Source organism: Methanosarcinales archaeon Met12, from assembly GCA_002813105.2.
GTDB lineage: Archaea > Halobacteriota > UBA148 > UBA148 > JAJOKI01 > JAJOKI01.
This window is the reverse complement of the sequence record CP017966.2, coordinates 348,128-370,681: the sequence shown is the minus strand read 5'-3', so window position 1 is coordinate 370,681 and position 22,554 is coordinate 348,128. Positions and strand designations below refer to the sequence as shown.

At 43.2% G+C, this 22,554-nt stretch carries 23 protein-coding genes and 1 CRISPR repeat array; of the genes, 19 read left to right on the top strand and 4 right to left on the bottom strand.

The window, feature by feature from the left end:
- The 16 genes from BME93_02380 to BME93_02305 all read left to right on the top strand — a co-directional run bounded on the left by BME93_02380 (position 1) and on the right by BME93_02305 (position 13,319).
- Entirely contained in the window at positions 1-1,053 is a 1,053-nt protein-coding gene (locus BME93_02380) for a hypothetical protein (GenBank protein ID ATZ60994.2), read from the top strand.
- A gap of 2 nt (positions 1,054-1,055) precedes the next feature.
- Positions 1,056-2,009, top strand: a complete 954-nt coding sequence (cas5, locus tag BME93_02375; protein ID ATZ61746.2) for a CRISPR-associated protein Cas5 — start codon at positions 1,056-1,058, stop codon at positions 2,007-2,009.
- Positions 1,996-4,506 (top strand): CRISPR-associated helicase Cas3', encoded by a 2,511-nt coding sequence (cas3, locus tag BME93_02370; protein ATZ60993.2) that lies wholly within the window; start codon positions 1,996-1,998, stop codon positions 4,504-4,506. The genes cas5 and cas3 overlap by 14 nt, the downstream gene beginning before the upstream one ends.
- 191 nt (positions 4,507-4,697) lie before the next feature.
- Positions 4,698-5,267, top strand: a complete 570-nt coding sequence (locus tag BME93_02365) for a nucleotidyltransferase domain-containing protein (GenBank protein ID ATZ60992.2) — start codon at positions 4,698-4,700, stop codon at positions 5,265-5,267.
- Positions 5,268-5,402: 135 nt separating this feature from the next.
- Positions 5,403-5,693 (top strand): HEPN domain-containing protein, encoded by a 291-nt coding sequence (locus BME93_02360; GenBank protein ATZ60991.2) that lies wholly within the window; start codon positions 5,403-5,405, stop codon positions 5,691-5,693.
- A gap of 105 nt (positions 5,694-5,798) precedes the next feature.
- A complete protein-coding gene (locus BME93_02355; protein ATZ60990.2) occupies positions 5,799-6,062 on the top strand; it encodes an AbrB/MazE/SpoVT family DNA-binding domain-containing protein in 264 nt (87 codons plus the stop codon).
- Positions 6,023-6,460: a type II toxin-antitoxin system VapC family toxin gene (locus BME93_02350; protein ATZ60989.2), complete on the top strand. Its 438-nt coding sequence runs from the start codon at positions 6,023-6,025 to the stop codon at positions 6,458-6,460. Before BME93_02355 ends, BME93_02350 begins: the two co-directional genes overlap by 40 nt.
- Positions 6,461-6,518: 58 nt before the next feature.
- Positions 6,519-6,701 carry a hypothetical protein gene (locus tag BME93_02345; GenBank protein ATZ60988.2) on the top strand — a complete coding sequence of 61 codons (183 nt, stop codon included), beginning with the start codon at positions 6,519-6,521 and terminating at the stop codon, positions 6,699-6,701.
- Between the two features lie 8 nt (positions 6,702-6,709).
- Positions 6,710-7,240: a CRISPR-associated protein Cas4 gene (gene cas4, locus BME93_02340; protein ATZ60987.2), complete on the top strand. Its 531-nt coding sequence runs from the start codon at positions 6,710-6,712 to the stop codon at positions 7,238-7,240.
- 38 nt (positions 7,241-7,278) lie between these two features.
- Positions 7,279-8,268 carry a type I-B CRISPR-associated endonuclease Cas1b gene (gene cas1b, locus BME93_02335; GenBank protein ID ATZ60986.2) on the top strand — a complete coding sequence of 330 codons (990 nt, stop codon included), beginning with the start codon at positions 7,279-7,281 and terminating at the stop codon, positions 8,266-8,268.
- A gap of 1 nt (position 8,269) precedes the next feature.
- Positions 8,270-8,533 (top strand): CRISPR-associated endonuclease Cas2, encoded by a 264-nt coding sequence (cas2, locus tag BME93_02330; protein ATZ60985.2) that lies wholly within the window; start codon positions 8,270-8,272, stop codon positions 8,531-8,533.
- 137 nt (positions 8,534-8,670) lie between these two features.
- Positions 8,671-9,433: a CRISPR direct-repeat array (repeat unit 30 nt; unit sequence ATTAAAATCAGACCATAGTGGGATTGAAAT).
- Between the two features lie 98 nt (positions 9,434-9,531).
- Positions 9,532-11,064 (top strand): catalase, encoded by a 1,533-nt coding sequence (locus BME93_02325; GenBank protein ATZ60984.2) that lies wholly within the window; start codon positions 9,532-9,534, stop codon positions 11,062-11,064.
- Positions 11,065-11,190: 126 nt separating this feature from the next.
- Positions 11,191-11,607, top strand: coding sequence for a ferritin-like domain-containing protein (locus tag BME93_02320; GenBank protein ID ATZ60983.2), 417 nt, complete (start codon positions 11,191-11,193; stop codon positions 11,605-11,607).
- A complete protein-coding gene (locus tag BME93_02315; protein ID ATZ61745.2) occupies positions 11,608-11,754 on the top strand; it encodes a desulfoferrodoxin FeS4 iron-binding domain-containing protein in 147 nt (48 codons plus the stop codon).
- Positions 11,755-11,952: 198 nt separating this feature from the next.
- Entirely contained in the window at positions 11,953-13,170 is a 1,218-nt protein-coding gene (locus tag BME93_02310) for an FprA family A-type flavoprotein (GenBank protein ID ATZ60982.2), read from the top strand.
- Between the two features lie 11 nt (positions 13,171-13,181).
- A complete protein-coding gene (locus BME93_02305) occupies positions 13,182-13,319 on the top strand; it encodes a rubredoxin (GenBank protein ATZ60981.2) in 138 nt (45 codons plus the stop codon).
- A 480-nt stretch (positions 13,320-13,799) separates the two neighbouring features.
- On the opposite strand, the gene carB is transcribed toward BME93_02305, so the two are convergent.
- Together carB and carA are read right to left on the bottom strand one after the other, a co-directional pair.
- Positions 13,800-16,997: a carbamoyl-phosphate synthase large subunit gene (gene carB, locus BME93_02300; GenBank protein ATZ60980.2), complete on the bottom strand. Its 3,198-nt coding sequence runs from the start codon at positions 16,995-16,997 to the stop codon at positions 13,800-13,802.
- A complete protein-coding gene (carA, locus tag BME93_02295) occupies positions 16,997-18,070 on the bottom strand; it encodes a glutamine-hydrolyzing carbamoyl-phosphate synthase small subunit (GenBank protein ID ATZ60979.2) in 1,074 nt (357 codons plus the stop codon). Before carA ends, carB begins: the two co-directional genes overlap by 1 nt.
- A gap of 111 nt (positions 18,071-18,181) precedes the next feature.
- Between carA and truA the strand changes: the two genes are divergently transcribed.
- A complete protein-coding gene (gene truA / locus BME93_02290) occupies positions 18,182-19,015 on the top strand; it encodes a tRNA pseudouridine(38-40) synthase TruA (GenBank protein ATZ61744.2) in 834 nt (277 codons plus the stop codon).
- Here the strand turns inward: truA and BME93_02285 are convergent.
- On the bottom strand, positions 18,991-20,325 hold the full coding sequence (locus BME93_02285; protein ATZ60978.2) for a replication factor C large subunit: 1,335 nt from the start codon (positions 20,323-20,325) through the stop codon (positions 18,991-18,993). The genes truA and BME93_02285 overlap by 25 nt on opposite strands.
- 61 nt (positions 20,326-20,386) lie before the next feature.
- Between BME93_02285 and BME93_02280 the strand changes: the two genes are divergently transcribed.
- Together BME93_02280 and mtrH are read left to right on the top strand one after the other, a co-directional pair.
- The gene (locus BME93_02280) at positions 20,387-20,974 is read left to right on the top strand and encodes a tetrahydromethanopterin S-methyltransferase subunit A (GenBank protein ID ATZ60977.2); all 588 of its coding nucleotides are present in this window, start codon (positions 20,387-20,389) and stop codon (positions 20,972-20,974) included.
- A 10-nt stretch (positions 20,975-20,984) separates the two neighbouring features.
- The gene (gene mtrH / locus BME93_02275; protein ID ATZ60976.2) at positions 20,985-21,920 is read left to right on the top strand and encodes a tetrahydromethanopterin S-methyltransferase subunit H; all 936 of its coding nucleotides are present in this window, start codon (positions 20,985-20,987) and stop codon (positions 21,918-21,920) included.
- 422 nt (positions 21,921-22,342) lie between these two features.
- On the opposite strand, the gene BME93_02270 is transcribed toward mtrH, so the two are convergent.
- Positions 22,343-22,474 (bottom strand): hypothetical protein, encoded by a 132-nt coding sequence (locus BME93_02270; protein ID ATZ60975.2) that lies wholly within the window; start codon positions 22,472-22,474, stop codon positions 22,343-22,345.
- Between the last annotated feature and the right edge of the window lie 80 nt (positions 22,475-22,554).

The window sequence follows — 22,554 nt, the reverse complement described above, 5'->3', positions numbered from 1 at the left end:
ATGAAGGAAAAATGCATCGATGCGACTTGGTTGTTCAAGACCGACCTATCAAATCTGAACGCCGGAGAAGGAAGTAGTAACCTAAAAGAACTAAAAACGTACAAAAATGGATTACCCTACATTTCAGGACAATCCGTAAGGCATGCGTTGAGAAAAGCAATTCGGAGAGAGTATCCAGATAAATTCAGGTGTACTGTTGAGTCCCAGTGTGAGGATATAAAAAACTGCTGGCTCTGCGATATGTTTGGATATCTGGTGCCCAGCAAGGGATCGAAGCGATGGAGCCCGATAAAAGCATCTCCCGCAATGGGTCAAATTAGAAGTTCGATTGTGACCGATATGATTCTCAGATTGGTAAGTGATATAGAATGTCCTGAATGTCATGAAAAGATAAATCCATACTGGGCAAGGGAAGAAGGAAAGAAAGAGATTAAAGAAGGAGCGAACCTTAAATGCCCCAAATGTAAAAAAGAGTTTGGAGCTCCTTATGACATAAGACAGGCTATTGCATACAAACAGCTCATAGAGAATATTTACAGGGTTAGTGTATCCATAGATATAGATGCATTGGGCGTGGAAGAAGTACCGATAATTGAAGGTGAAGGCACGAATGCTAAAATAAACGGGATCAATCGCAAAGATTTGTATGGAGAAAACAGTGAATCTGAAAGGAAAGAAAGAATTAAAGCTATTTTAAGTGCTATCTCTGACATCAGCGACTTCGCAAGTCAGAGCCGGGAATTGACAAACGCTACACCAGACGTGATATTGCTGAGTGTTCAGGGGCGATACAACCATAGACTATCTTCTGCTCTGCAAATGGATGAAAAAGGATGCATAAATCCTAAAATGTTTAAGGAGATATTGGAAGATTGCTTAGCCATACCCCAAACAAAAATTTATGCCGGGCTGATATCTGGTATCATCAACAACGAGAAGGATATAATAGCAATTCTCAAAGATGAAAATATGAAGAAGAAGGGTTTAGTTTTGTGTAACACACCGAGAGAGGCAATCCAAGAAACAATCAAACTATTCAACAGCGGAACCTAAAAATGAAATTGCTAAAAATTGATCTGAACATTCCGTTCTGGTGCTCATTTGCAGAATACGGAACGATGAATATACAACAGACGTATCCATTCCCGCCCCCGCCAACAATATTTGGAATGATATTGAATGCGTTGGGAAAACCAGCGGTGCATACAATTGATGATACTAATGCAAAGCAATGGCTTATTAAGGAATACCTGTGCGATTACTCTAAGTTACGATTTTCGATAGTTGTACGAGACATGGGAGAAAAAATCGATGACTATTTGAATATTTTGAAAGGAAATAGAAAAATCGAAGAAGAAGAAGCCAATTTAGAAGGTGAAATAACAAAAAAAATCGAGTTGTTTGGTAATTTAGATATGAAGAAACAAGAGGTTAATAAAATCGCAAATGAATTGAAGAGACAAAATATAAAGAATGACGATTTAAAAAACATTATGGATACACTAAAACAAAAAGGAGCGACTGTCAAAGAAACAAATGAACTCTTTGATTTCATTAAACAACATTGGAGGGGATTACCAGAGAAAGTAAAATACGAGATACGTAAATATTGGCTAAGAAGCCAGGTTAATCGACAGAGACTGATACGACCGAGATATACTATTTACATCCACTCTTTAGACGGCTCTGGTGATTATTCTCTGAACAATCTCTCATTTCATCTAAGAACTCCTAAAAGGCTATTATATCTAGGCGAAAGCGATGGCATAGTTGATGTAGGAATTGAGGGGGATGGCTTAGTTGAAGTCGAAGATGAGAATGATGCTTCATCACAAATATCCTCTGTGCTACCTGGCGTATATCAAAACTCCCAATTGGTGAAGATGCCTGTAAAACTGAGATACGACTCAAGTGAAAAACATAAACTATTATGTTCCGTTCCTTATGGCGATATAGGGGAGGAAGTCTCTTGCATTAACGTTTGTGGTGAATATATTGTCTTTCTATGAAGTTTTAGCAAAAAGTGATGGACGCACAACATTTGACCAGCACTCTAAAGATTGTGAATTTGTACTTAACTACTTGCTTTCAACAAACAAAGAGGTACTAAAGAAATGGTGTAATCGGAATAAGATAGCTTTTGGTAAATTTCAATCAGGAACAAGATTAGCAATGCACTATCACGATTTCGGCAAAGTTACGAGAAAGTGGCAAGAAGAAGCAAGAAAAGAAAAGCCAAATCTCCCCCCACATGCACCATACTCCGGATATTTTCTAATTCAGGATAATAAATACGAGTTGAGTGATGAGACTCCTCTTCTTACAGCCATTTCGCATCATTCACTGCTCACGGAATCTTCTTGGAGCACTTTAGGGTATCCTTCTGAGTTCCTTTTGGAATATCTGAAAGAATTTAACGAAAAATCTAATTTTACTTTGCCCCCCTTAAATCTTTCCCAGAGTGATTATTTTAAACAGCTTAAAGAATATCAAAAGGACTGTCAGCGCCCAACCTTTAGAACTTTATGGGACGAAAATAAGCAAATAAATACAACATTTAAGGCGAAATATTGCCTCATGCTTTCCTTGTTAGTAACATCCGATGGTATCGCTAGTAAATTTGAAGAGGAGCAGATACGAGGCTCTAAAAGAACCAATAAATTAAAGGAATGGTTTCCATCGCCAAAAATGATTTATGAGAAAATCAAAAATGTCGAGGGAAAAAAGGAATTAACTGGTATACAAAAAGACATTTTGGATTTGTTTTCTTCACCTTCGTATTTAAACGAAGGCATAAAACCACTAAGAATTGAGGCTCCTTGTGGTGAAGGAAAAACACTGACCGCTTTAATGTATGCAAAAGAACTTTTCAAAAATGGGCTAATTAACAGGGTTATTTTTGTCCTTCCTACACAAACAACAACCAATAACATGTTTTACGAATTTGAGAAAGAGTATGACATTCCATCAGAGTGGATTGGAATATACCACTCAGAGGTAATGAGTTTCTTAATAGAAAAAGGAGAAGGAGAGGATAACTCTGGAGATGCTTTTCCTATCAGTAATCAAAAATATTGGAGTGTTTTCTATTCAAAACCGTTCAACATTTCAACGATAGATCATCTTTTGTTGTCTCTCGTTAATGGCTATAAATACGCGCCTAGGGCATTTGGGAATATACAAACAAGCTTGGTTGTGATAGATGAGCTCCATTATTATGACACACACACGATTGGGATGATTGAATGTCTCTGTAAGATATTGAGAAGACTAAAAATTCCTCATATACTTATGAGTGCAACTATACCAAAACAAATAAAAGAAAAGTTTGAGGTGAAATATGTAAAAATAAAGAGCAAGGGACTAGATGCAAACAACAATAAAAAACAACCGTATAGGTTTAGATATCACAAAGAACCAATATATGATTTAACAAACAACGTTTGTTCCAATGCTCTTTTTGATTTAATATGCAACTCGCCAAGCCTCAACATTGGCATCATCGTTAACACCGTTAGAGAATCGAAGGAAATATTTAACGAGTTAAAATCAAAATTCCCTAGACGGCAGATATTGCTCTATAACTCTGAATTCATGCGCAAAGATAGACCAATCAAAGAGAAGATTTTAAGATTATTTGGTAAAGGCATAACCAAGCAACTAAAAAATGATGAAATAGAATATTGTAAAAAGTTCGGTTTTAATACAAATGAAAGTATCATCTTTGTTGGAACGCAAGTGGCAGAAATAAGCCTAAATATATCCTTTGATTTATTGATTTCTGATTTGGCACCTATGGATTCTTTAATTCAAAGGGGTGGCAGGTTACATAGAAGGCATAGCAATTTTACCGCTAAGAAATGTAATTGTGAGCAGTGTCAAAGACTTGATTCGGATCATGAATACCATTTCCATATATTCGACACGGGAACGCTGTGTTATCCATATTATACAAAAGAAAAATCAAAAGAGAATGAATTGATCGGCGAGATTATAGATGGTACTAGGAGGGAGATTGGTTCTGAGCCAGTTTATACATTTGAGAGTGGGATAAAGATGATGAATAATGTATACAAAAATGAAAATTTGTTTAAAGGTTTTAATCCTTCTGTGAGCTTTTGGGAACCATACAAAGAAGATATTATCTTTGGAAAAAAACCGTTTAGAGATGAAGAAAACGGTGGGCGTATGAGAATTAGGACAAGAAGAATAGATAGACAAAAATTTGACGTATTACCTCAAATATTCAAGTACGAAAACAAAGAAATATCAGCAGAAAATTTTATTCAAAAGGTACATGCTGACGACAAATTTGCAAAAAACGGTAAATTAAATACTGATGGTATTAATGAAATATCAAAATATTTACTAAAAATCTCCCCTTGGAGGTATTTCTCTATAAACCATGGTAAAGAGGATCTTATAGGATCTTATAAGTTCATCAGAATTGGAAATCGGCCTTATACTTTTGAATTTGGGTTGCAAGATTTAGATACTATTATTTAAAAAATCATCAAAACCAGCCTCACTAACACAATCTAATCTCTCACCCGATACCGACATGTAAAACGCCTTCTCCCCACCCCCACATGGGAATATTTAAATACAGTGGACGTACACCCAAACTCAACTTTAACACCACTCCAGCCACTCTCTTGAATAACTTTTTTATCCTATTAGATACAATATGTATTCATATGCTTGAAGCGATTATGGGCTCGAAAACGAGAGTGAAGATACTCACGCTGTTCTTGCTAAACCCTGACAGGAAGTTTTACGTTCGTGAGCTTATGAGGAAAACGGGCGAAAACATCAACTCTGTGCGAAGAGAGCTGCAGAGGCTTGAGGATATAGGGATACTGACGAGCAGTGTCGAAGGGAATATGAAATACTATGTTGTAGATAGGAAGATGCCGATATATGAAGAGTTGAGGGGCATGTTCCTCAAGGTCGAGGGCATAGGCGGGGTGCTGAAGGAGGAACTCTCGAAACTTGGAGAGATAAAAGCAGCATTTATCTATGGCTCCTTTGCGAAGGGCGAGGAAAGTCTGAAAAGCGATGTAGATTTGATGGTGGTTGGAAAAATCGATGAGAAAGATTTGATAAAAGTCATCAGAGGGTTGGAAGAACGCTTTTGTAGGGAGATAAACTATATCGTTCTCACTCCATGGCAATTTGAAAAACGGAGAAAAGAAGAAGAGCCCTTTGTTAAGAACGTGTTGAAAGAAAAGAAGATCGCACTTATAGGTGACATTGATGAAATTTGAAGAGATGGAGCGGGAAGGATTGATAAAGAAGTTGCCCGTGGACAAGAAAAAGGTTATAGAATCTTTTGAACTTGCAAAAGAGATCTGAAGATCGCCGAGAAGATTCTGGGCGAGGACTGTGACTGGGCATTCTCGATATCTTATAATGCCATGTTACAGGCTGCAAGAGCGATAACGTTTTCCAGAGGCTATAGGCCTGCAGGTAATGCACAGCATGTATCAGTGTTGAGATTTATCGAAGAGATTTTTGGGAGGAACTTTGCGGACGGGGTTCTTGTTTTTGACAGGATGAGGCGCAAGAGGCACATGGTGGTGTATGGCAAGGTTGGCTTCGTATCTAAAACAGAGGCGAATAATTCAGTAAAATGGGCAAGAGAATTTGTGGAAAAAATAAAAGAAACCTTGACAAGAGATGGGTTTTTATAATTGCTTGTGCCTACCCTCCCTCCAACCTCTTTTCTGCATCTCTCGCAGAGATTTCTGTATATCTACATCTTCCCACCATCATGTGGGAACATTTAAATATGGCGGATGCGCATTAGATATAGGGAAGAACTCATGGCAGAAGCGGTTGTGGATGACAAGGGCAGGATATTGATCCCGGCGCCTCTCAGGAAGCAGTGCAGAATTAAGGAAGGTATGGTAGTATCCTTTGAGAGGAAGGATGGGGATTTAATTCTCAAGCCCTTGCGGAAGAAAAGAACCAGTCTGAGAGAGCTGAGGGGAATTCACCCAAAAAGGACGGGGGAACCAAGATGGGCGACGCCAGAGGAGATAAAGAGCATCTGGGAGTAGACACAAACGTATTAGTATCGTTCTTGGATGCTGAGCACCCTGACCACAAGGATGCAAGTAGATTGGGTGACGCACACACTGCAACCAACCCAACCATCATTCATGAAGCCTATCATACCCTCGTGTACGCACAAAAGTGGGACAGAAATCAAGCAACAGACGTTTTGGTCGATTACTTGGACACGACGCTGTTCTTAAATCAGACGAAAGAAATCACGAAGATAGGGTTATCTCTTGGTATGGAGTATGCTTTAGGTGGCAGGGACTCACTGATACTGGCAAATTTTCTATTAAATGGTATTGAAAAGATGGTGACATTTGATACATCATTGTTGGAGCTTGAGAGAATCTCGATGGACGGAAGAGTAATGTGTATTATTCTGCCTTCTGATGCATAACGATGTTTGTGGATTAGTAGAAAGCTTTAAGCGAAATATACTTACGATTATTATACTCATGAGTATAAAGTTTATAGATAGGGGGCAGGAGCTGAATTTTATAGAGGGGGAGTACAAGAAAAAAGCCCCAGTTTATAGTGATATACGTGGCAAAAGGAAATCCTGTCTGAAATACTATAAAGAAAACAAAATTCTAACGTTCGATCTGAATCAAATGGAAGAAATATTTGCTCCCCATTAAAAAAGGCGATGATATTGCAAACCACTATCAAACCCATGACCATCACGGGCGTGAAGGTCGCATACTATTTCATCTGTCATACGAAGCTCTGGCTTTTCTCCCATAACATCCAGATGGAACGTGAATCGGAGGACGTTCTCATGGGCAAACTCATACACGAATCTAGATATAGGAGGATGAAAAAGGATGTTGTCATTGACAATGTGATGTCGATTGATTTTGTTAAGAAGGGCGACATCATAGAGGTGCACGACATCAAGAAGTCGAGGAAGATGGAAGAGGCACACAGATGGCAGCTCATCTATTATTTGTATTACCTGTATCAAAAGGGCGTCAAGGCAATAGGAGTATTGAACTATCCATTGTTGAATAAAAAAGAGATTGTTAAGCCTACTGATGACGACTTTAAAAACATCGAGCAAATAATGAAGGATATATTCACAATTGTTTCCGGGAAGATGTCCCCACCAATCAAACGCAGGTTATGCAGAAGATGTAGCTATGTCGAATTCTGCTTTGGAGGTGTTGAAACTCCTTAAGAGTTGCAACTCTCACAGATTCCCAATTCGGTGACAGAATGAAAACCAACTATTACCTCACAAAGGATGGCGTTCTAAGAAGGAAAGAGAACACCGTGTACTTCATCAATAAAGAGGAGAAACGTGCTCTGCCAATAAGTAAAATATATGCGATATATGCCTACGGCAATTTGTCTTTTACGTCTGGCGTGGCGTCATATCTATCACAAAAAGGTGTGCCAATTCACTTCTTCAACAATTATGGCTTCTACGAAGGGAGTTTGTACCCAAGGGAAACGCTGATATCTGGCGATGTTACCATTCATCAGGCAGAGCACCATCTTGATGCCGATAAACGTCTTTATCTCGCAAGAAGATTCATCGAAGGAGCGACGCAAAACATCCTGAAGAATCTCAAGTATTATTGTAGCTCAAATTCGTCGATTGAGAAATACATCGGGAGAATCGAAAAAGAACTTCCAAAAATTGAGGGATACACCGATATTCCCCAACTTATGAGTGTTGAAGGGCACATACGCGACACATATTACAGTGCCCTTGATGAGATCTTTCCCGAGGAATTTAGGATAGGTGAAAGAGTAAAGCGACCACCGAACAATAAGACGAACACCCTCATATCTTTCGGCAATTCTCTGATGTATTCAACAGTACTTACAGAGATTTATAACACACAGCTCAATCCAACGATATCATACCTTCATGAGCCATTTGTGAGAAGATTCTCGCTTTCATTAGATGTTGCGGAAATCTTCAAGCCAATCATCGTTGACAGAGTCATCTTCAAACTCGTCAACAAGAAGATGCTCGATGACTCGCATTTTGTCGGAGAGTTAGGTGATATGCTTCTGTCAGATACTGGAAGGAAGCTATTTCTCCAAAATTATCACGATAGATTATCGACGACCATCAAACACAAAGGTCTTGGTAGAGAAGTTTCGTATCAACGGCTCATCCGATTGGAGCTATATAAGTTGGTGAAGCACGTATTGGGAGCTCAGGAGTACAAGCCTCTTGTGATGTGGTGGTAAGATGTACGTAATCGCTGTGTATGACGTGAACGTGGATCGAGTGAATAAGGTCAGAATTTTTCTTAAGCAATACCTGAATTGGGTTCAGAATTCCGTCTTCGAGGGAGAACTAACAAAGGTGGAATTAAAAACTATAGAAGGTAGCGTTAAAGATTTGATCGATCAGGACGAAGATTCGGTGAGAATTTACATTTTGAGAAGTGATAAATTTCTGCAAACTATAGAGTTAGGAACGAGTAAAGTAGAAATCTCTGAAATCATATGAAGACATTTTCGGGGATATCTCATTTTGTAGCTCATTTATAAAGAACCACGAAAAATATAGGTAACACTTTAAATATCTGAACGAATTTATCTATTATTGGAGCGTAGTAGCAATATTCAATCGAGCGTGGCGGCTGGATTAAAATCAGACCATAGTGGGATTGAAATAAAATATCTTCATATGGATACCGAAACACAGAAGCTAATTAAAATCATACCATAGTGGGATTGAAATTATGTTGCCATCTGGTGATGTTATCCTTCCAAAAACATTAAAATCAGACCATAGTGGGATTGAAATGCAGTTTGGCTTTTTTCATGCGACCACACACGGTGCAATTAAAATCAGACCATAGTGGGATTGAAATTCGGAATATATCGCGTGATTATAACGTGCATATGCCTATTAAAATCAGACCATAGTGGGATTGAAATACTGGATCCGGACATATCTTTTGTTTCATAGGTAGAATTAAAATCAGACCATAGTGGGATTGAAATTTATCTGCCTGTCGGGGAGCTGATATTCCCTCGCCTAATTAAAATCAGACCATAGTGGGATTGAAATCATGGTAACCCCCCCAACATCTCGTCATCGATGGTCTATTAAAATCAGACCATAGTGGGATTGAAATGATACATGCAGCAACAATGGAACGGCATCCCTAGCAGATTAAAATCAGACCATAGTGGGATTGAAATGTTGAATACGAAGCTATATATGTAAGTAACTAATAAATTAAAATCAGACCATAGTGGGATTGAAATTAAAACGACACACCCCATCAACGCTCTTGCTTTTTAAAATTAAAATCAGACCATAGTGGGATTGAAATACGTTAGGTGGCAACGCAATCGATTTATATGTCGAATTAAAATCAGACCATAGTGGGATTGAAATAAACTACAAAACTAATTTAACGGCTTTGGGCAGATAGTATCGAAAAACTAATAAAAAGATTGAAATAAACTACAAAACTAATTTAACAGGAGGGTATCATGGAAAAAGGAAAAAAAATACTTACGACTAACTTTGGCGCACCGGTCGATGATGATCAAAACTCCCTAACAGCCGGTAATCCAGGTCCAGTATTGATGCAGGATGTCCACCTGCTGGAGAAACTGGCACACTTCGACAGGGAGCGCATCCCTGAGCGCGTTGTGCATGCAAAAGGGTCCGGCGCTTATGGCTATTTTGAAGTAACTGCTGATGTGACAAAGTACACCAAGGCCAAGTTTCTGTCTCAGGTTGGCAAACGCACAGAGGTTTTCATCCGTTTCTCAACAGTGGGCGGCGAGAAGGGTTCTGCAGATGCCGAGAGAGACCCGCGTGGATTCGCTGTAAAGTTTTACACCGAGGAAGGGAACTACGACATGGTGGGGAACAACACCCCCGTGTTCTTCATCCGCGATCCGCTGAAGTTCCCCGATTTCATCCATACGCAAAAGCGGAATCCTGTAACCAATCTGAAGGACCCTGACATGTTCTGGGATTTTCTGTCTCTGACGCCTGAATCCATCCATCAGGTTACAATCCTTTTTTCAGATAGGGGCACGCCCAAAACTTACCGCAATATGAACGGTTACAGCAGCCATGCCTTCAAGTGGTATAACGACAATGGCGAGTATTTTTGGGTGCAATACCACTTCAAAACAGAGCAGGGTATTCAGAACCTTACCCGAGAAGAAGCTGAAATCATGAAAGGCAAAGACCCAGACCACGCCACCCGTGACCTGCATAATGCTATTGAGCGAGGCGAATACCCATCATGGAGGCTGGAAGTGCAGATCATGACACCCGAGGAAGCAGAGAGCTATCGTTTTGACCCCTTTGACATTACCAAGGTCTGGCCTCACGCAGACTATCCGCCTATCACAATAGGCCGCATGGTGCTTAACCGCAACCCGGAAAACTACTTTGCGGAGGTTGAACAGTCCGCTTTCTCCCCTGCCAACTTTGTGCCGGGGATTGCTGCCTCTCCAGACAAGATGCTGCAGGGTCGCCTTTTCAGTTACCATGACACCCATCGTCACAGGCTTGGACCAAACTATCATTTATTGCCTGTAAACTCGGCAAAGGGCTGCCCTGTGAACAACTACCAAAGAGACGGATTTATGCGATTTGATAACAATGGCGGCGGCAGTCCCAATTATTACCCGAACAGCTTTGGCGGGCCTGAACCGGACCCAAAAGCAGCCGAGCCTGCCTTTGATGTTTCAGGCAAGGCTGGACGCCAGAAATATATACACCCCAACGATGATTTCGTGCAGTCCGGGGATCTCTACCGTAAGGTAATGACAGATACGGATCGAGATCATCTGATCGGCAACATCGTATCACACCTGTGTAATGCTCAAAAACGCATCCAGTATCGCCAGACCGCCGTCTTCTTCAAGGCAGACCCGGATTACGGCCGCAGAGTGGCAAAGGGACTCAATCTCGATGTGAAGGAAGTCGAGCGCCTTGCGAATATGTCCCAGGATGAGCGGGCAAAGGCAACAGCGCAGGAAACGTATTCGGAGACGAAATAAACAGGACAATACGGCATGTAAAACAAGGAGGAGAGCATGACAAGTCTTGGACAGAAATATAAGTGCAATATCTGCGGCAATACAATCTTTCAAAACGAAAATATAATACACTAAAAGGAGGTCTTTATGGAGAGCAAGGAATTGATGGAAAAGTTGAACGACGCAATAGCGAGGGAAATTCAAGTAAGCATCCAGTATATGTGGCAGCATGTTATGATCAGGGGTATCAATGCTGAATCCGTCGGCGGTGTTTTCAAAGGCATTGCAATCACAGAAATGAAGCACGCAGAGGCTATCGCCGAGAGACTTGATTACCTCGGCGGTGAACCCACTACAAAGTCAACACCTATTGAGATAGGCAAGAATGCTAAGGAGATGCTGCAGATAAATAAAAAGGCTGAGGAGGATGCAATTGCAATGTATAAAAACATCATAAAGCTTGCTGAAAAAGAAGATGACTACACCACCAAGAAATTATTTGAGCAGATTCTTGCAGATGAAGAAAACCATCACAATACATTCAGCAATCTATTGGAGGATTAAATGACAAAGGCAGGACAAAAATACAAATGTAATATATGCGGCAATGAGGTGGTTGTAACAAATGCAGGCGCTGGAGAACTCGTCTGCTGCGGACAGCCAATGGAAGTCATTGGAGAAGGGTTTGATTGCAAGTGCGTAGCGTGTTGAGATTATCTTGATGATTGCTTGACGGTAGTGTCAAAAGTTTCATGAAAAAGGTTAATAAGTTCCCCCATTTATTAAAAGGGGAATTTAAAAAACAGGGGGGAGGCAAGCAAAATATAAACAACATATTGAAAATCAAGGGGATTAAGCATTTTTGCTTAAAAAGTTTTGACAATACTTGCTTGACAATAAGGAGGCTGCATGAAGGCTATTGAACTGAAAAATGGCATATACTGGGTAGGAGCTATTGACTGGGCTGTGAGGGATTTCCATGGGTATGTAACACCCCGCGGCACGACTTATAACAATTATCTCATAATGGATGATGAAATCACCCTGCTGGATACTGTTAAGTATGATTTCTCCGACATCACCATCAAAAGCATACGATCTGTTGTTGATCCTTCAAAAATAAAACATGTTGTCATAAATCACATTGAAAATGACCATGTAACGAGCATTGACAGGATAATGGAATTAACCCCAACGGCAACCATTTATATAACAGAGAGAGGGAAAAAAGGACTTGAGAGGTTTTTTGATATATCAAAATGGAATATCAGGGTTGTTAAGACTGGAGATACACTGAACATAGGCAAAAGAACCCTGCTTTTTATTGAAACCCCGATGCTTCATTGGCCTGATTCCATGATGACGTATATAAAGGAAGACAAAATCCTTATCAGCCAGGATGCATTCGGGCAGCATATAGCCTCAACAGCAAGGTTTGACGACGAGTATGTAACCTGCGAGTCAATGTCAGAACTTGAAGATGCAGTTGTGGACTACTATGCAAATATCCTCATGCCTTTCGGGCAACTTATAAAGAATAAAATAGCAGAGATTCAAAAACTTGGACTGGAGATTGATATGATTGCGCCTGATCACGGGGTTATTTGGAAGGCAAATCCAGGGAAAGTTCTTCAGATGTATCTTGATATGGCAAATGGCAGGGCAAACCTAAGCGTATCAATTATCTATGACACCATGTGGCACGGCACAGAACATATGACATTATCTATCATGCAGGGAATAAAAGATGAAGGAGTTGACTGCAAGGTGATTAAACTGAGGGCATCTCCCATGAGCGCTGCGATTAAAGAGTTCTGGAAATCAAGGGGGACACTTATCGGAACGCCTACATTAAACAATATCATGTTTCCGTCTGTTGCTGAGATCTTAACGCATCTGAGAGGACTGAGACCAAAAAACAGGCTCGTCGGCGCCTTCGGAAGTTATGGCTGGGGCGGAGGGGCAGTAAAAGAGGCTTATGAAGAGTTTAAACGCATGGGGCTTGAGACGGTTGAGCCGGGGCTGCAAATACTCTACAGACCATCTTTGGAGGATGAAACAAAGTGCTATGAATTCGGCAGGGAGTTTGCGAAAAAGGTTAAGGAGTATCATAAGAAATTTGAGTGAGGAGGAAAATAATGTCTGTCTGGAGATGCACGGTATGTGGTTACGAATACGATGAAGCAGTAGAGGGGACTCCGTTTGAACAGCTCCCTGATGACTGGAAATGCCCGGTATGCAATGCGCCAAAGGATGCCTTTGAAAAAATAAAATAAAAGGAGGAGATAATCATGAATTAAAATCAGACCATAGTGGGATTGAAATCTTAATTTTTAAAATTGATTTCCTTTTCAGCTAAAGAGGCAAGCGTTATTTCGTATTCTATCATCTATAGTCTTTTTCCTCATGCAGCCTTTTCTTGGCATTTCCCACTTTACTCTCGGCTCCATTTTTCGTGACTCTACCACGAGAATATCGTGAATATCTTCCCATAGGGAACCGTAAACATCGAAGTCGATTACTGCCGCACTTTCTGTCCTCTATCATCGATAATGTATTCAATACCTCTCATTGTGAACCTCCTTTTCAATTTTGCCTAACTACTTATATCTAAACCGCTCCATAAAAAGATTCTTACTAAATTTAAAAGCTAAATTTATCTTACTACTCATCATCGATTTGGTCGTATAATTTGACCTTCGGAAAGTATTGGTCGAAGAAGAACGTATATTAAGCATATACTAAACATATTTGAACTATACTAATTCTCGTTGATAGTCCTGTATCGGGTTGATCGTCATCTTTCCTTTTTTAGCCATATTAATCGCATCCGCTGCTGCTTTAGCTGCCTGTATGGTTGTGATGTAGGGAATGTTGAAATCCACAGCGGCGCGCCTCATATCGTAGCCATCTTTGAGAGATAGTTTGGAAGTGGGCGTATTGATGACCAGATGTACTTCTTTTCCCCGCATCATACCAATTATGTTCGGACTGCCCTCGTATATCTTCTTGATAACGTCTATTTGAATCCCATGTTCTTTCAGGTAACGTGCAGTACCAGCCGTGCCTACGAGTTTGAGACCTGCATCCTGCATCTTCCTGGTGATGCTGACCATCGCTGGTTTGTCATCATCCTGCACTGAAATGAATACCGTTCCTTCGGTCGGCAGGGCATTGTCAGCGCTCAACTCTGCCTTAAAGAATGCCATGGCAAAGTCACGGTCGATTCCCATCACTTCTCCTGTGCTTCTCATCTCTGGACCCAATATCGAATCTGCACCTGGCAGTTTATCGAATGGAAGCACTACCTCCTTCACCGAAACATAGGGAATATCCGGGACATCTGCATATCCAAGTTCCTCGAGGCTGTGCCCGATCATCACCTTGGCGGCGATTTTCGCCAGCGGGATGCCCACGGTCTTGCATACATACGGAATGGTCCTGCTCGACCGTGGATTTGCCTCGAACACATATACCTTGCCATCTTTTGCGGCCATCTGAAGATTGATCAAGCCCTTTACCTGCAACGCCAGTGCAATCCGTTTAGTATAATCTCGCACGGTTTGCAGGACATCATCACCAAGCGACTGCGGAGGTATCACACAGGCCGAGTCTCCTGAGTGGATGCCCGCCTCTTCGATGTGTTCCATTATGGCGCCTATCAGTACATTCTTCCCATCTGAAACCGCATCCACGTCTATCTCGGTTGCACCCCGCAGGAAACTATCTATCAACACGGGATGTTCATGTGATACTTTTACAGCTTCGCGCACATATCTGTCGAGGTCTTTCTCATCGTAGACGATTTCCATCGCCCTGCCGCCCAATACATATGATGGTCTGACCAGTATGGGATAACCAATCCGTTTTGCGACACCCTTCGCATCCTCTACCGAGGTAGCAGACCCATTATCCGGCTGGGGAATATCCAATTTCTTGAGAAGGTTGCTAAATAGATATCTATCCTCTGCGATGTTGATTGATTCTGGAGAGGTGCCAAGGATTACTGTATCGAGGTCAGATCTGCGCTTAAGCTCTTTTTCCAATGGAATCGCGAGATTCACCGAGGTCTGCCCTCCAAACTGAACCGCCACCCCATACGGGCGTTCGGTCTCAATGACGTTCATCACATCTTCAAGCGTCAGCGGCTCAAAAAATAGTTTATCAGATATATCATAGTCAGTTGAAACCGTCTCAGGATTATTATTTATGATATGGGTTTCGATCCCCTCTTCGCGCAGGGCAAGTACTGCGTGTACCGTACAGTAGTCGAACTCGATACCCTGTCCAATCCTGATAGGTCCTGCGCCCAATATCAGCACCTTTCTTCGATCAGATGGATTCGCCTCACATTGCGTCTCGTATGTCGAGTAGTAATATGGCGTCTTTGCCTCAAACTCGGCTGCACATGTATCGACCATCTTATACGTATGTTTGATGTCGGCCTTCCGACGCAAGTCGTTAATGTCCTCTCGTCTCTTTTCGGTCAGTTCTGCGATGCGCTCATCGGTAAAGCCCATGCGCTTGGCCATCCGCAGATCATCGATGGACATGCGTTTCCTCAAACGCTCCTCCATATCGATGATGTTCTGGATCTTCTTGATGAAGAACGGGTCGATGGAAGTCATCTCAGCAATTTTTTCGCTCTTGAATCCATGGCGCAATGCATGATATATGACAAACAGTCGCTCATCGGTTGGGGTCCGGAGTAGTTCTTCTATTTCACTGCCCCTCCATTCGCCAAATCGCATCCCTATATCGAGCGAGCGTACGGCTTTATGTATCGCTTCTTCCAGAGTCCTCCCGATCGCCATTACCTCTCCTGTGCTCTTCATGGCTGTGGTGAGCGTTTTGTCCGCAGTGGTGAATTTATCGAACGGCCATCTCGGTATCTTGAGCACGACATAATCTACAGTGGGCTCAAACGATGCAGGCGTCTCCTTTGTCACACCATTTGGTATCTCATCGAGCGTAAGCCCAATCGCTATTTTGGCTGCCACCCTTGCAATGGAGTATCCTGTCGCTTTGGATGCAAGCGCTGACGAACGTGAAACTCTTGGATTGACCTCGATGACATAGTATTCATCACCTCTAACCGCAAATTGGATGTTACACCCGCCTTCGATGCCAAGCGCCCGGATGATTTTGATGGCAGCGCTCCGCAATGTTTGATGGTCTCTGTCAGAAAGCGTCTGCGCAGGCGTTACGACGATAGATTCACCAGTATGAACGCCCATCGGGTCGAAGTTTTCCATGTTGCATATCGTGATGCAGGTATCGTTTGCATCCCGCATGACCTCGTACTCGAACTCCTTCCAACCGAGCACGCTTTCTTCGACCAATACCTGTTGAATCCTGGAACGGTTTAATCCCCTTTCAACGATACTCTCCAGCTCGGATTTGGTCCTGGCGATTCCTCCGCCAAATCCGCCCAGTGTGTATGCCGGTCTGATAATCAGGGGGAGATGAAGCTCCTCCATGGCCTTCACGGCATCTTTTATCGAAGAAACCGCTTTGCTCCTTGGGACCCTCTCGCCGATTCGCTCCATCAGATGCTTGAACCTGTTCCTGTCTTCTGCGTTATATATCGCCTCCAATGGCGTGCCAAGCACCCGAATCCCATATTTATCGAGAACGCCTTTTTCCGCAAGTTCGGTGGTAATGTTCAATCCAGTTTGTCCACCAAATCCTGCCACTATGCCGTCAGGCCTTTCTTTGGCGATTATCTCTGCGATAATGTCTGAGTTGATTGGCTCTATGTAGGTGGTATCCGCTATATCCGGATCGGTCATTATCGTCGCCGGGTTCGAATTGACCAACACGACGCTGACACCCTCCTCCCGCAACGATTTACATGCTTGAGTGCCCGAGAAATCGAACTCTGCCGCCTGCCCTATCTGGATTGGTCCCGACCCGATTAACAGGACCTTATTGATATCCGGGTGCTTTGGCATTAGGCATCCTCCACGGTTTTTACAAAAATATCAAACAAAAACTCGGTATCCCTTGGACCAGGCGACGCCTCGGGATGATACTGAACACTTAGAATCGGCAATGATTCGTGCTTAAATCCCTCGACCGTGTTATCATTTACATTGATATATGTAATGTGCAAACCGGTTCCGCTCAAGGAATCGGGGTCCACGGCAAAGCCATGATTCTGTGAGGTGATGTGCACTATCCCCGTGCGTAAATCCTTTACCGGCTGATTGGCGCCCCTGTGCCCAAACTTGAGCTTGTATGTTCGGGCTCCAAGCGCCAAAGCGATGACCTGATGCCCGAGGCAGATGCCGAATACTGGCATCTCTTCAGCCAGCTCCCTGACGACGGAAATGGCATTTTTCGCCTGAAGAGGGTCTCCCGGCCCGTTGGACAGCAGTAACGCATCCGGCTCATACTCTTGAATTTGTCTTGAAGATGTGCCTGCTGGAACGACCACGATGTCGACGTCTCTCTTGCTCAAACAGGATAAGATGTTTTGTTTAACTCCGAGGTCCATCACGACGAACCGTTTTCCAGTCCCTTCAATCTGATATGGCTTCGCAGATGTCACCTCTCCTATCAGATCCAGTTCGGATATGGTGGGCTGCTCCTTGGCGAGTCGCACCGCCTCTTCTCCGTCGTCATCTCCCGTAATCAACGTTGCGCGCAGAGTCCCCTCCTTTCGTGTGAGGATGGTCAGCATTCTCGTATCGATGCTGCTGATGCCAGGTATTCCCTCTCCTTTCAGGAAGCTATGAATCGTGCCCTTTGATTTATGGTGAGACGGATGGTCACAAATCTCCCTGACGACGAAACCGTTTGCCTTTATCCCATCGGATTGAAAATTCTCGTAACTCACGCCGTAGTTCCCAATGAGCGGATATGTGAACATTAAAATCTGGCCTTTGTAGGAGGGGTCAGTCAACGCTTCTTCATAGCCAGTGAAAGGCGTCGCAAAAACCAATTCCCCCTGAGCGATGCCCTCTGCTCCAAATCCCTTTCCTTTGACCACCGTTCCATCTTCAAGTCCTAATACTGCCTTCATATTGTCCCCTTGAAACTCTTTCGGAGTCTCGCTTTAATACTCTGGAGTAGATATAATATTTGGATATCTTAGGATAAAACTAAGCATGAAAGATGGGTGGGAGAATTTAATTTGCGAATTGCTCTTCAATTAGGCTATTTGGGAAACAGGTATCACGGTTTCCAAATCCAGCCCCTGGTCCCTACTATCGAGGGCAAATTATTCAAGGCACTGGAACATTTGGGGATAATAGATAATCCAAAAAATGCAAAATACTCTGCTGCCGGACGGACCGATAGGGGGGTGCATGCGCTTGGACAGGTTATCGCATTTAATACTGATAAGCCAGAGCTGACGATGCCCAGAATATTAAACAGCAAACTTCCAGACGATATATGGGTGTGGGGAAGGGCTGAGGTGTCAAAAGCATTTGACCCACGACGAAAGGCGAACAGCAGAGAGTACAGGTACCTTCTCTATAGGGGGGGTTTGGACATCTCGAAGATGCGGATAGCATCCACATTATTGGTGGGCACTCATGACTTTGCGAATTTTTCGACAAGGGATGCGGAAAAGAGCACAAAGCGCACGGTGAAGCGCATCGAAATAAGGATAAGCGACCCATTTATAACACTCGACATCACCGCTGACAGCTTCACATGGAATATGGTTCGGAAAATCGTGACCGGGCTCAGTATGGTGGGCAGGGGGAGCAGGGACCTCCTCTGGCTGAGAAGTATGCTGAAGCCGGATAAATATGTGGATGTACTAAAATCAGCACCATCTTTTGGCCTGACCCTGAAAAAAGTTAACTACAATGGGATTAAATTTATAGAAGACGAATATGCAAAAAAAGCAGCGGCAAAAACCCTTCGAGACCAATTCATATGGCATGGCACCATGGCAGAGGTGGTTAGAGGTATGAGGGATAGTATGGGGCATCAAAATTCAGATAGTTTATATTGATTTGTGCTTGTTGAAGTAAAACCGCCAAAAATTTTGATGGCATGCTCCGTCTCTCGTGCAATATGTTCTTGGGATATCCCATGGACTTTTTGCGCCTTCTTGGAGTCCGCCCTCACGTTAAGCAAGAAAGCGATTTCCGTGATGTCGAGGCATAGCAGTGCTGAGATTTCAACCGCACATTCGTGATCCTTAAAAAGCATCCTTAAGAATGGAATTAAGTTAGAGCGTGCATATTGTTGCGAGACGTGACAGTGCTTCCCAATTTTTGCCGCCACCGAGTCGCGTACGCTTTTCATCGACCTGCCAAGCCCCATTCTCTTCCATGTGGCGGGCGGTTTGTAGGGAATGTATTCACGGCGTGGCTCTATTTTAGCATGCTGAACCCCGCATACCATCATTTCACCCGCATATCGCCAAAGGCCGTAGTTTTGCCGGCGGCGCACCCTACCAAGAAATATATCTGCCCGCGAGAGACATTCAAAGGCGTCGACAAGAACACTGCCCTCGTATTCTCGGGCTATGTTCTCATCTATCCAGTGAATGAAATCCTCTGGACTCTCGTCTAATGCATATGAGGCGTGTAGTGCCCCCTTTAGGTCATAGCTTTTAAATATCTTCGCCAAAACCTTGAAAATTGACTCTCGAGTATCCCGCAGCCCGACAGCGACATCTGTCATGTCAAATTTTGTCCGCCCCTGTGCGATGGCCTGGAGGTCGTTGACGGCGGACCTAAAATCAGGTGCATTCTCGGCGATGTGATTCAGCGCCACGATATCACATTCGATTTTCTCCTGGTCACATATCTTTTTTAATACTCGAATGATGGATTTACTTTGGACGGTCCTGAACTGGATTGGCCTGCACAGGGCTCTGAGGGCTTTGGGCATCTCGTAATATTCGTTTGCGATCAGGATGAGGGGGTGTTTTGTCTTTTTAATGACATCTGCTATCGCTTTGGTGCCCCCCTTGTCCACATTGCCATAAATGTTGTCAGCCTCGTCCAGGATGACCAACCTGCGGCCTGTTGTGCCCTCGAAAGTACCGGTCTGCGCAGCCGAGCCAGCTATTTTTTTGATTATATCCGCAGTCCGCTGGTCGCTGGCGTTAAGCTCGATGGTATCCCAGCCCATGTCATTCGCCAGTGCATAGGCAGCAGATGTCTTGCCAATGCCAGGGGGGCCATACAGGATTGCTGCTTTTTTATCCCATTTTTCTGCCCATTCCTTCAGCTCGCCGATCGCTTTATCATTGCTGCGTACTTCGGTCAGCGTTTTCGGACGATACTTTTCAGTCCATTGGGTTCTATCCATCACTATATACATAGTACGCAAGCAATAAGTAGATTAAGTTTATCTTCCTAAGTGGAGTCATATGGATGAAGAATGGCCAGTCGTAAAAGGCGATTATCGAATTGGAAACAAGGAGTCCAGGATTTGCATAGTCACGCTTTCAAGCCATTTTGAACTGCCGCCAGAGGAAATGAAAAAAGTCGCACTCATCGGCCCATGTCACACCGAGAATCTCGGAATAGAAAAGATTATAGCGAATACGATTTCGAATCCAAATATACGGTTTATATTGGTCTGTGGAGAGGAATCACGAGGGCATAAAAGTGGACAGACACTTGCGGCAATCCATGCTACTGGCATTGATGAGAGTGGCAAAATAATCGATTCTGATGGTGCAATACCCTTCATTGAGAATCTGCCGAACGATGCTATCGAGAGATTCAGGGCGCAGGTCAATATCATCGAACACATCGGCGAAACCGATCTCGAGAGCATACTGCGAACAGTAGAGGAGCATTACAAAAAAGGAGAAGCATTTCCAGAGCCTCCGATGGTCATTCAAACCGTTAAAAGAAAACGAAAGAAGGAAAAGATGGTGGTATGTGGCGAAGGAGATATCATAATATCTGGGGACGTATCACTGGATTCTGTTAGTGGAATTATCACGTAAATGTGGTATCATGTTTAGATTTCAAAAAGAACAAAAAATAGTAAACATCGCCGGCGTAAAAATCGGAGGACAGCCAGGCGAGCGGTCCACGGTATTGGCTGGCACCATCTTCTATCCAAACCATACTATCGTCGAGGATAAAAACAAAGGTGTTTTCGATGAGAGAAAAGCGGAGATGCTCATCAATAGACAGGTTACATGCGCCGAAGAAACCGGAAACCCCCATATAGTCCACATCTTTGGTGGCAGCGAGACGAGTATAAAGAAATACATTGACTTCGTCAGTGAACTCACAGAGGCACCATTTCTGATCGATTCTACCGAATCGAAGGTGCGCATATGTGGAGCTCAATATGTAACAGAGATAGGTCTCGCTGACCGGGCGATCAACAACTCCATCAACATGGGCATCACCAAAGAAGAGATGGATATATTGAAAAACTCGGACGTCGATGCATCGATCGTACTTGGATTTAATGCGATGGACTCATCATTAAGTGGACGTATGGCTCTCTTGGAAACTGGTGGCAACGTCTCGGATAAAGGACTGCTTGCAATCGCAGAGGAAGATTGCGGAATCTCAAAAATCCTGATCGATCCATCGATAACCCCTCTCGGAAACGGAGCTGGCATCGCGCTCAGGATGACCCTGGTTGCAAAGGCAAAATGGGGACATCCAGTGGGCTCAGGGGTTCATAATGCGCCATTATCCTGGGACTGGTTGAGAAACAAAAGGAAGAAAGACGACATGGTCTTCAAAACGTGCGACATCGGCTCGATTGGATTGCAACAGATGGCTGCTGGAGATTTTATATTATATGGGCCTATCGAGAGTGCGCCATATGCATTTCCGATGACTGCGATGGGCGATATTATGATAGCCGAGGCGTCGGCTGATTTTGATGGCATCCCAGAAGAGGGGCATCCGATAAATAAGTTGGTGTGAGGTTGAAAAAGCTACAATGGACGTAATCATGAATATAATTAAGAAGATGCGCACGCGCAAACTGAGAAAGCTGATAGTATCCTGCAAAGAGCGCGGCTCGGCTATAATAAACATATGGCAGAGCATTTGGCGAATGGGGGGCGGTAAGTGGGACGCCAGCATATGCATAAGACGCCACGAAATCCAAAGAACTGTTGTTTGGACCGAAGGATAAAGGCTTATGCCATCCCTAATTCTGAATTGCTGGAGGCTCTGCCGCGCGAACACCGTATGCAGATGCCATCCCGAGTCAAACAATTAGCGCATACGATGTTGCCACAGAGTGAACACGTATGCATTTTCTTCCAGGCACCTTCACAGATAGCGCAGATACCTGCAATTTCGACCATATCATGCTCTACGATAATGCTCTCACAAAACTCTCATGATGCTTGGTGAGGAGCATAATATTCAGCTGCCATCCACTCACCCAATTCCTGCTTCAGTCTTCGAAGGTTCTCTTCCCTCTGTTGCTCAAAATCATGCATCTCTTGAAAAAATTCTATTTGGTCCATAATCATTTGACAATATGATATAAAAGATTTAAATCTATCGATTTTACATCGGAGGATATTAAATAGGGCAATCACATTAC

What these genes read in the sequence shown, in the direction of transcription:
- BME93_02380 (ATZ60994.2), top strand. Translation starts at nt 1, where the DNA reads ATGAAGGAAAAATGCATCGATGCGACTTGGTTGTTCAAGACCGACCTA.
- cas5 (ATZ61746.2), top strand. Translation starts at nt 1,056, where the DNA reads ATGAAATTGCTAAAAATTGATCTGAACATTCCGTTCTGGTGCTCATTT.
- BME93_02365 (ATZ60992.2), top strand. Translation starts at nt 4,698, where the DNA reads ATGCTTGAAGCGATTATGGGCTCGAAAACGAGAGTGAAGATACTCACG.
- BME93_02355 (ATZ60990.2), top strand. Translation starts at nt 5,799, where the DNA reads ATGCGCATTAGATATAGGGAAGAACTCATGGCAGAAGCGGTTGTGGAT.
- BME93_02350 (ATZ60989.2), top strand. Translation starts at nt 6,023, where the DNA reads ATGGGCGACGCCAGAGGAGATAAAGAGCATCTGGGAGTAGACACAAAC.
- BME93_02345 (ATZ60988.2), top strand. Translation starts at nt 6,519, where the DNA reads ATGAGTATAAAGTTTATAGATAGGGGGCAGGAGCTGAATTTTATAGAG.
- cas4 (ATZ60987.2), top strand. Translation starts at nt 6,710, where the DNA reads ATGATATTGCAAACCACTATCAAACCCATGACCATCACGGGCGTGAAG.
- cas1b (ATZ60986.2), top strand. Translation starts at nt 7,279, where the DNA reads ATGAAAACCAACTATTACCTCACAAAGGATGGCGTTCTAAGAAGGAAA.
- cas2 (ATZ60985.2), top strand. Translation starts at nt 8,270, where the DNA reads ATGTACGTAATCGCTGTGTATGACGTGAACGTGGATCGAGTGAATAAG.
- BME93_02325 (ATZ60984.2), top strand. Translation starts at nt 9,532, where the DNA reads ATGGAAAAAGGAAAAAAAATACTTACGACTAACTTTGGCGCACCGGTC.
- BME93_02320 (ATZ60983.2), top strand. Translation starts at nt 11,191, where the DNA reads ATGGAGAGCAAGGAATTGATGGAAAAGTTGAACGACGCAATAGCGAGG.
- BME93_02315 (ATZ61745.2), top strand. Translation starts at nt 11,608, where the DNA reads ATGACAAAGGCAGGACAAAAATACAAATGTAATATATGCGGCAATGAG.
- BME93_02310 (ATZ60982.2), top strand. Translation starts at nt 11,953, where the DNA reads ATGAAGGCTATTGAACTGAAAAATGGCATATACTGGGTAGGAGCTATT.
- BME93_02305 (ATZ60981.2), top strand. Translation starts at nt 13,182, where the DNA reads ATGTCTGTCTGGAGATGCACGGTATGTGGTTACGAATACGATGAAGCA.
- carB (ATZ60980.2), bottom strand. Translation starts at nt 16,997, where the DNA reads ATGCCAAAGCACCCGGATATCAATAAGGTCCTGTTAATCGGGTCGGGA.
- carA (ATZ60979.2), bottom strand. Translation starts at nt 18,070, where the DNA reads ATGAAGGCAGTATTAGGACTTGAAGATGGAACGGTGGTCAAAGGAAAG.
- BME93_02285 (ATZ60978.2), bottom strand. Translation starts at nt 20,325, where the DNA reads ATGGATAGAACCCAATGGACTGAAAAGTATCGTCCGAAAACGCTGACC.
- BME93_02280 (ATZ60977.2), top strand. Translation starts at nt 20,387, where the DNA reads ATGGATGAAGAATGGCCAGTCGTAAAAGGCGATTATCGAATTGGAAAC.
- mtrH (ATZ60976.2), top strand. Translation starts at nt 20,985, where the DNA reads ATGTTTAGATTTCAAAAAGAACAAAAAATAGTAAACATCGCCGGCGTA.
- BME93_02270 (ATZ60975.2), bottom strand. Translation starts at nt 22,474, where the DNA reads ATGGACCAAATAGAATTTTTTCAAGAGATGCATGATTTTGAGCAACAG.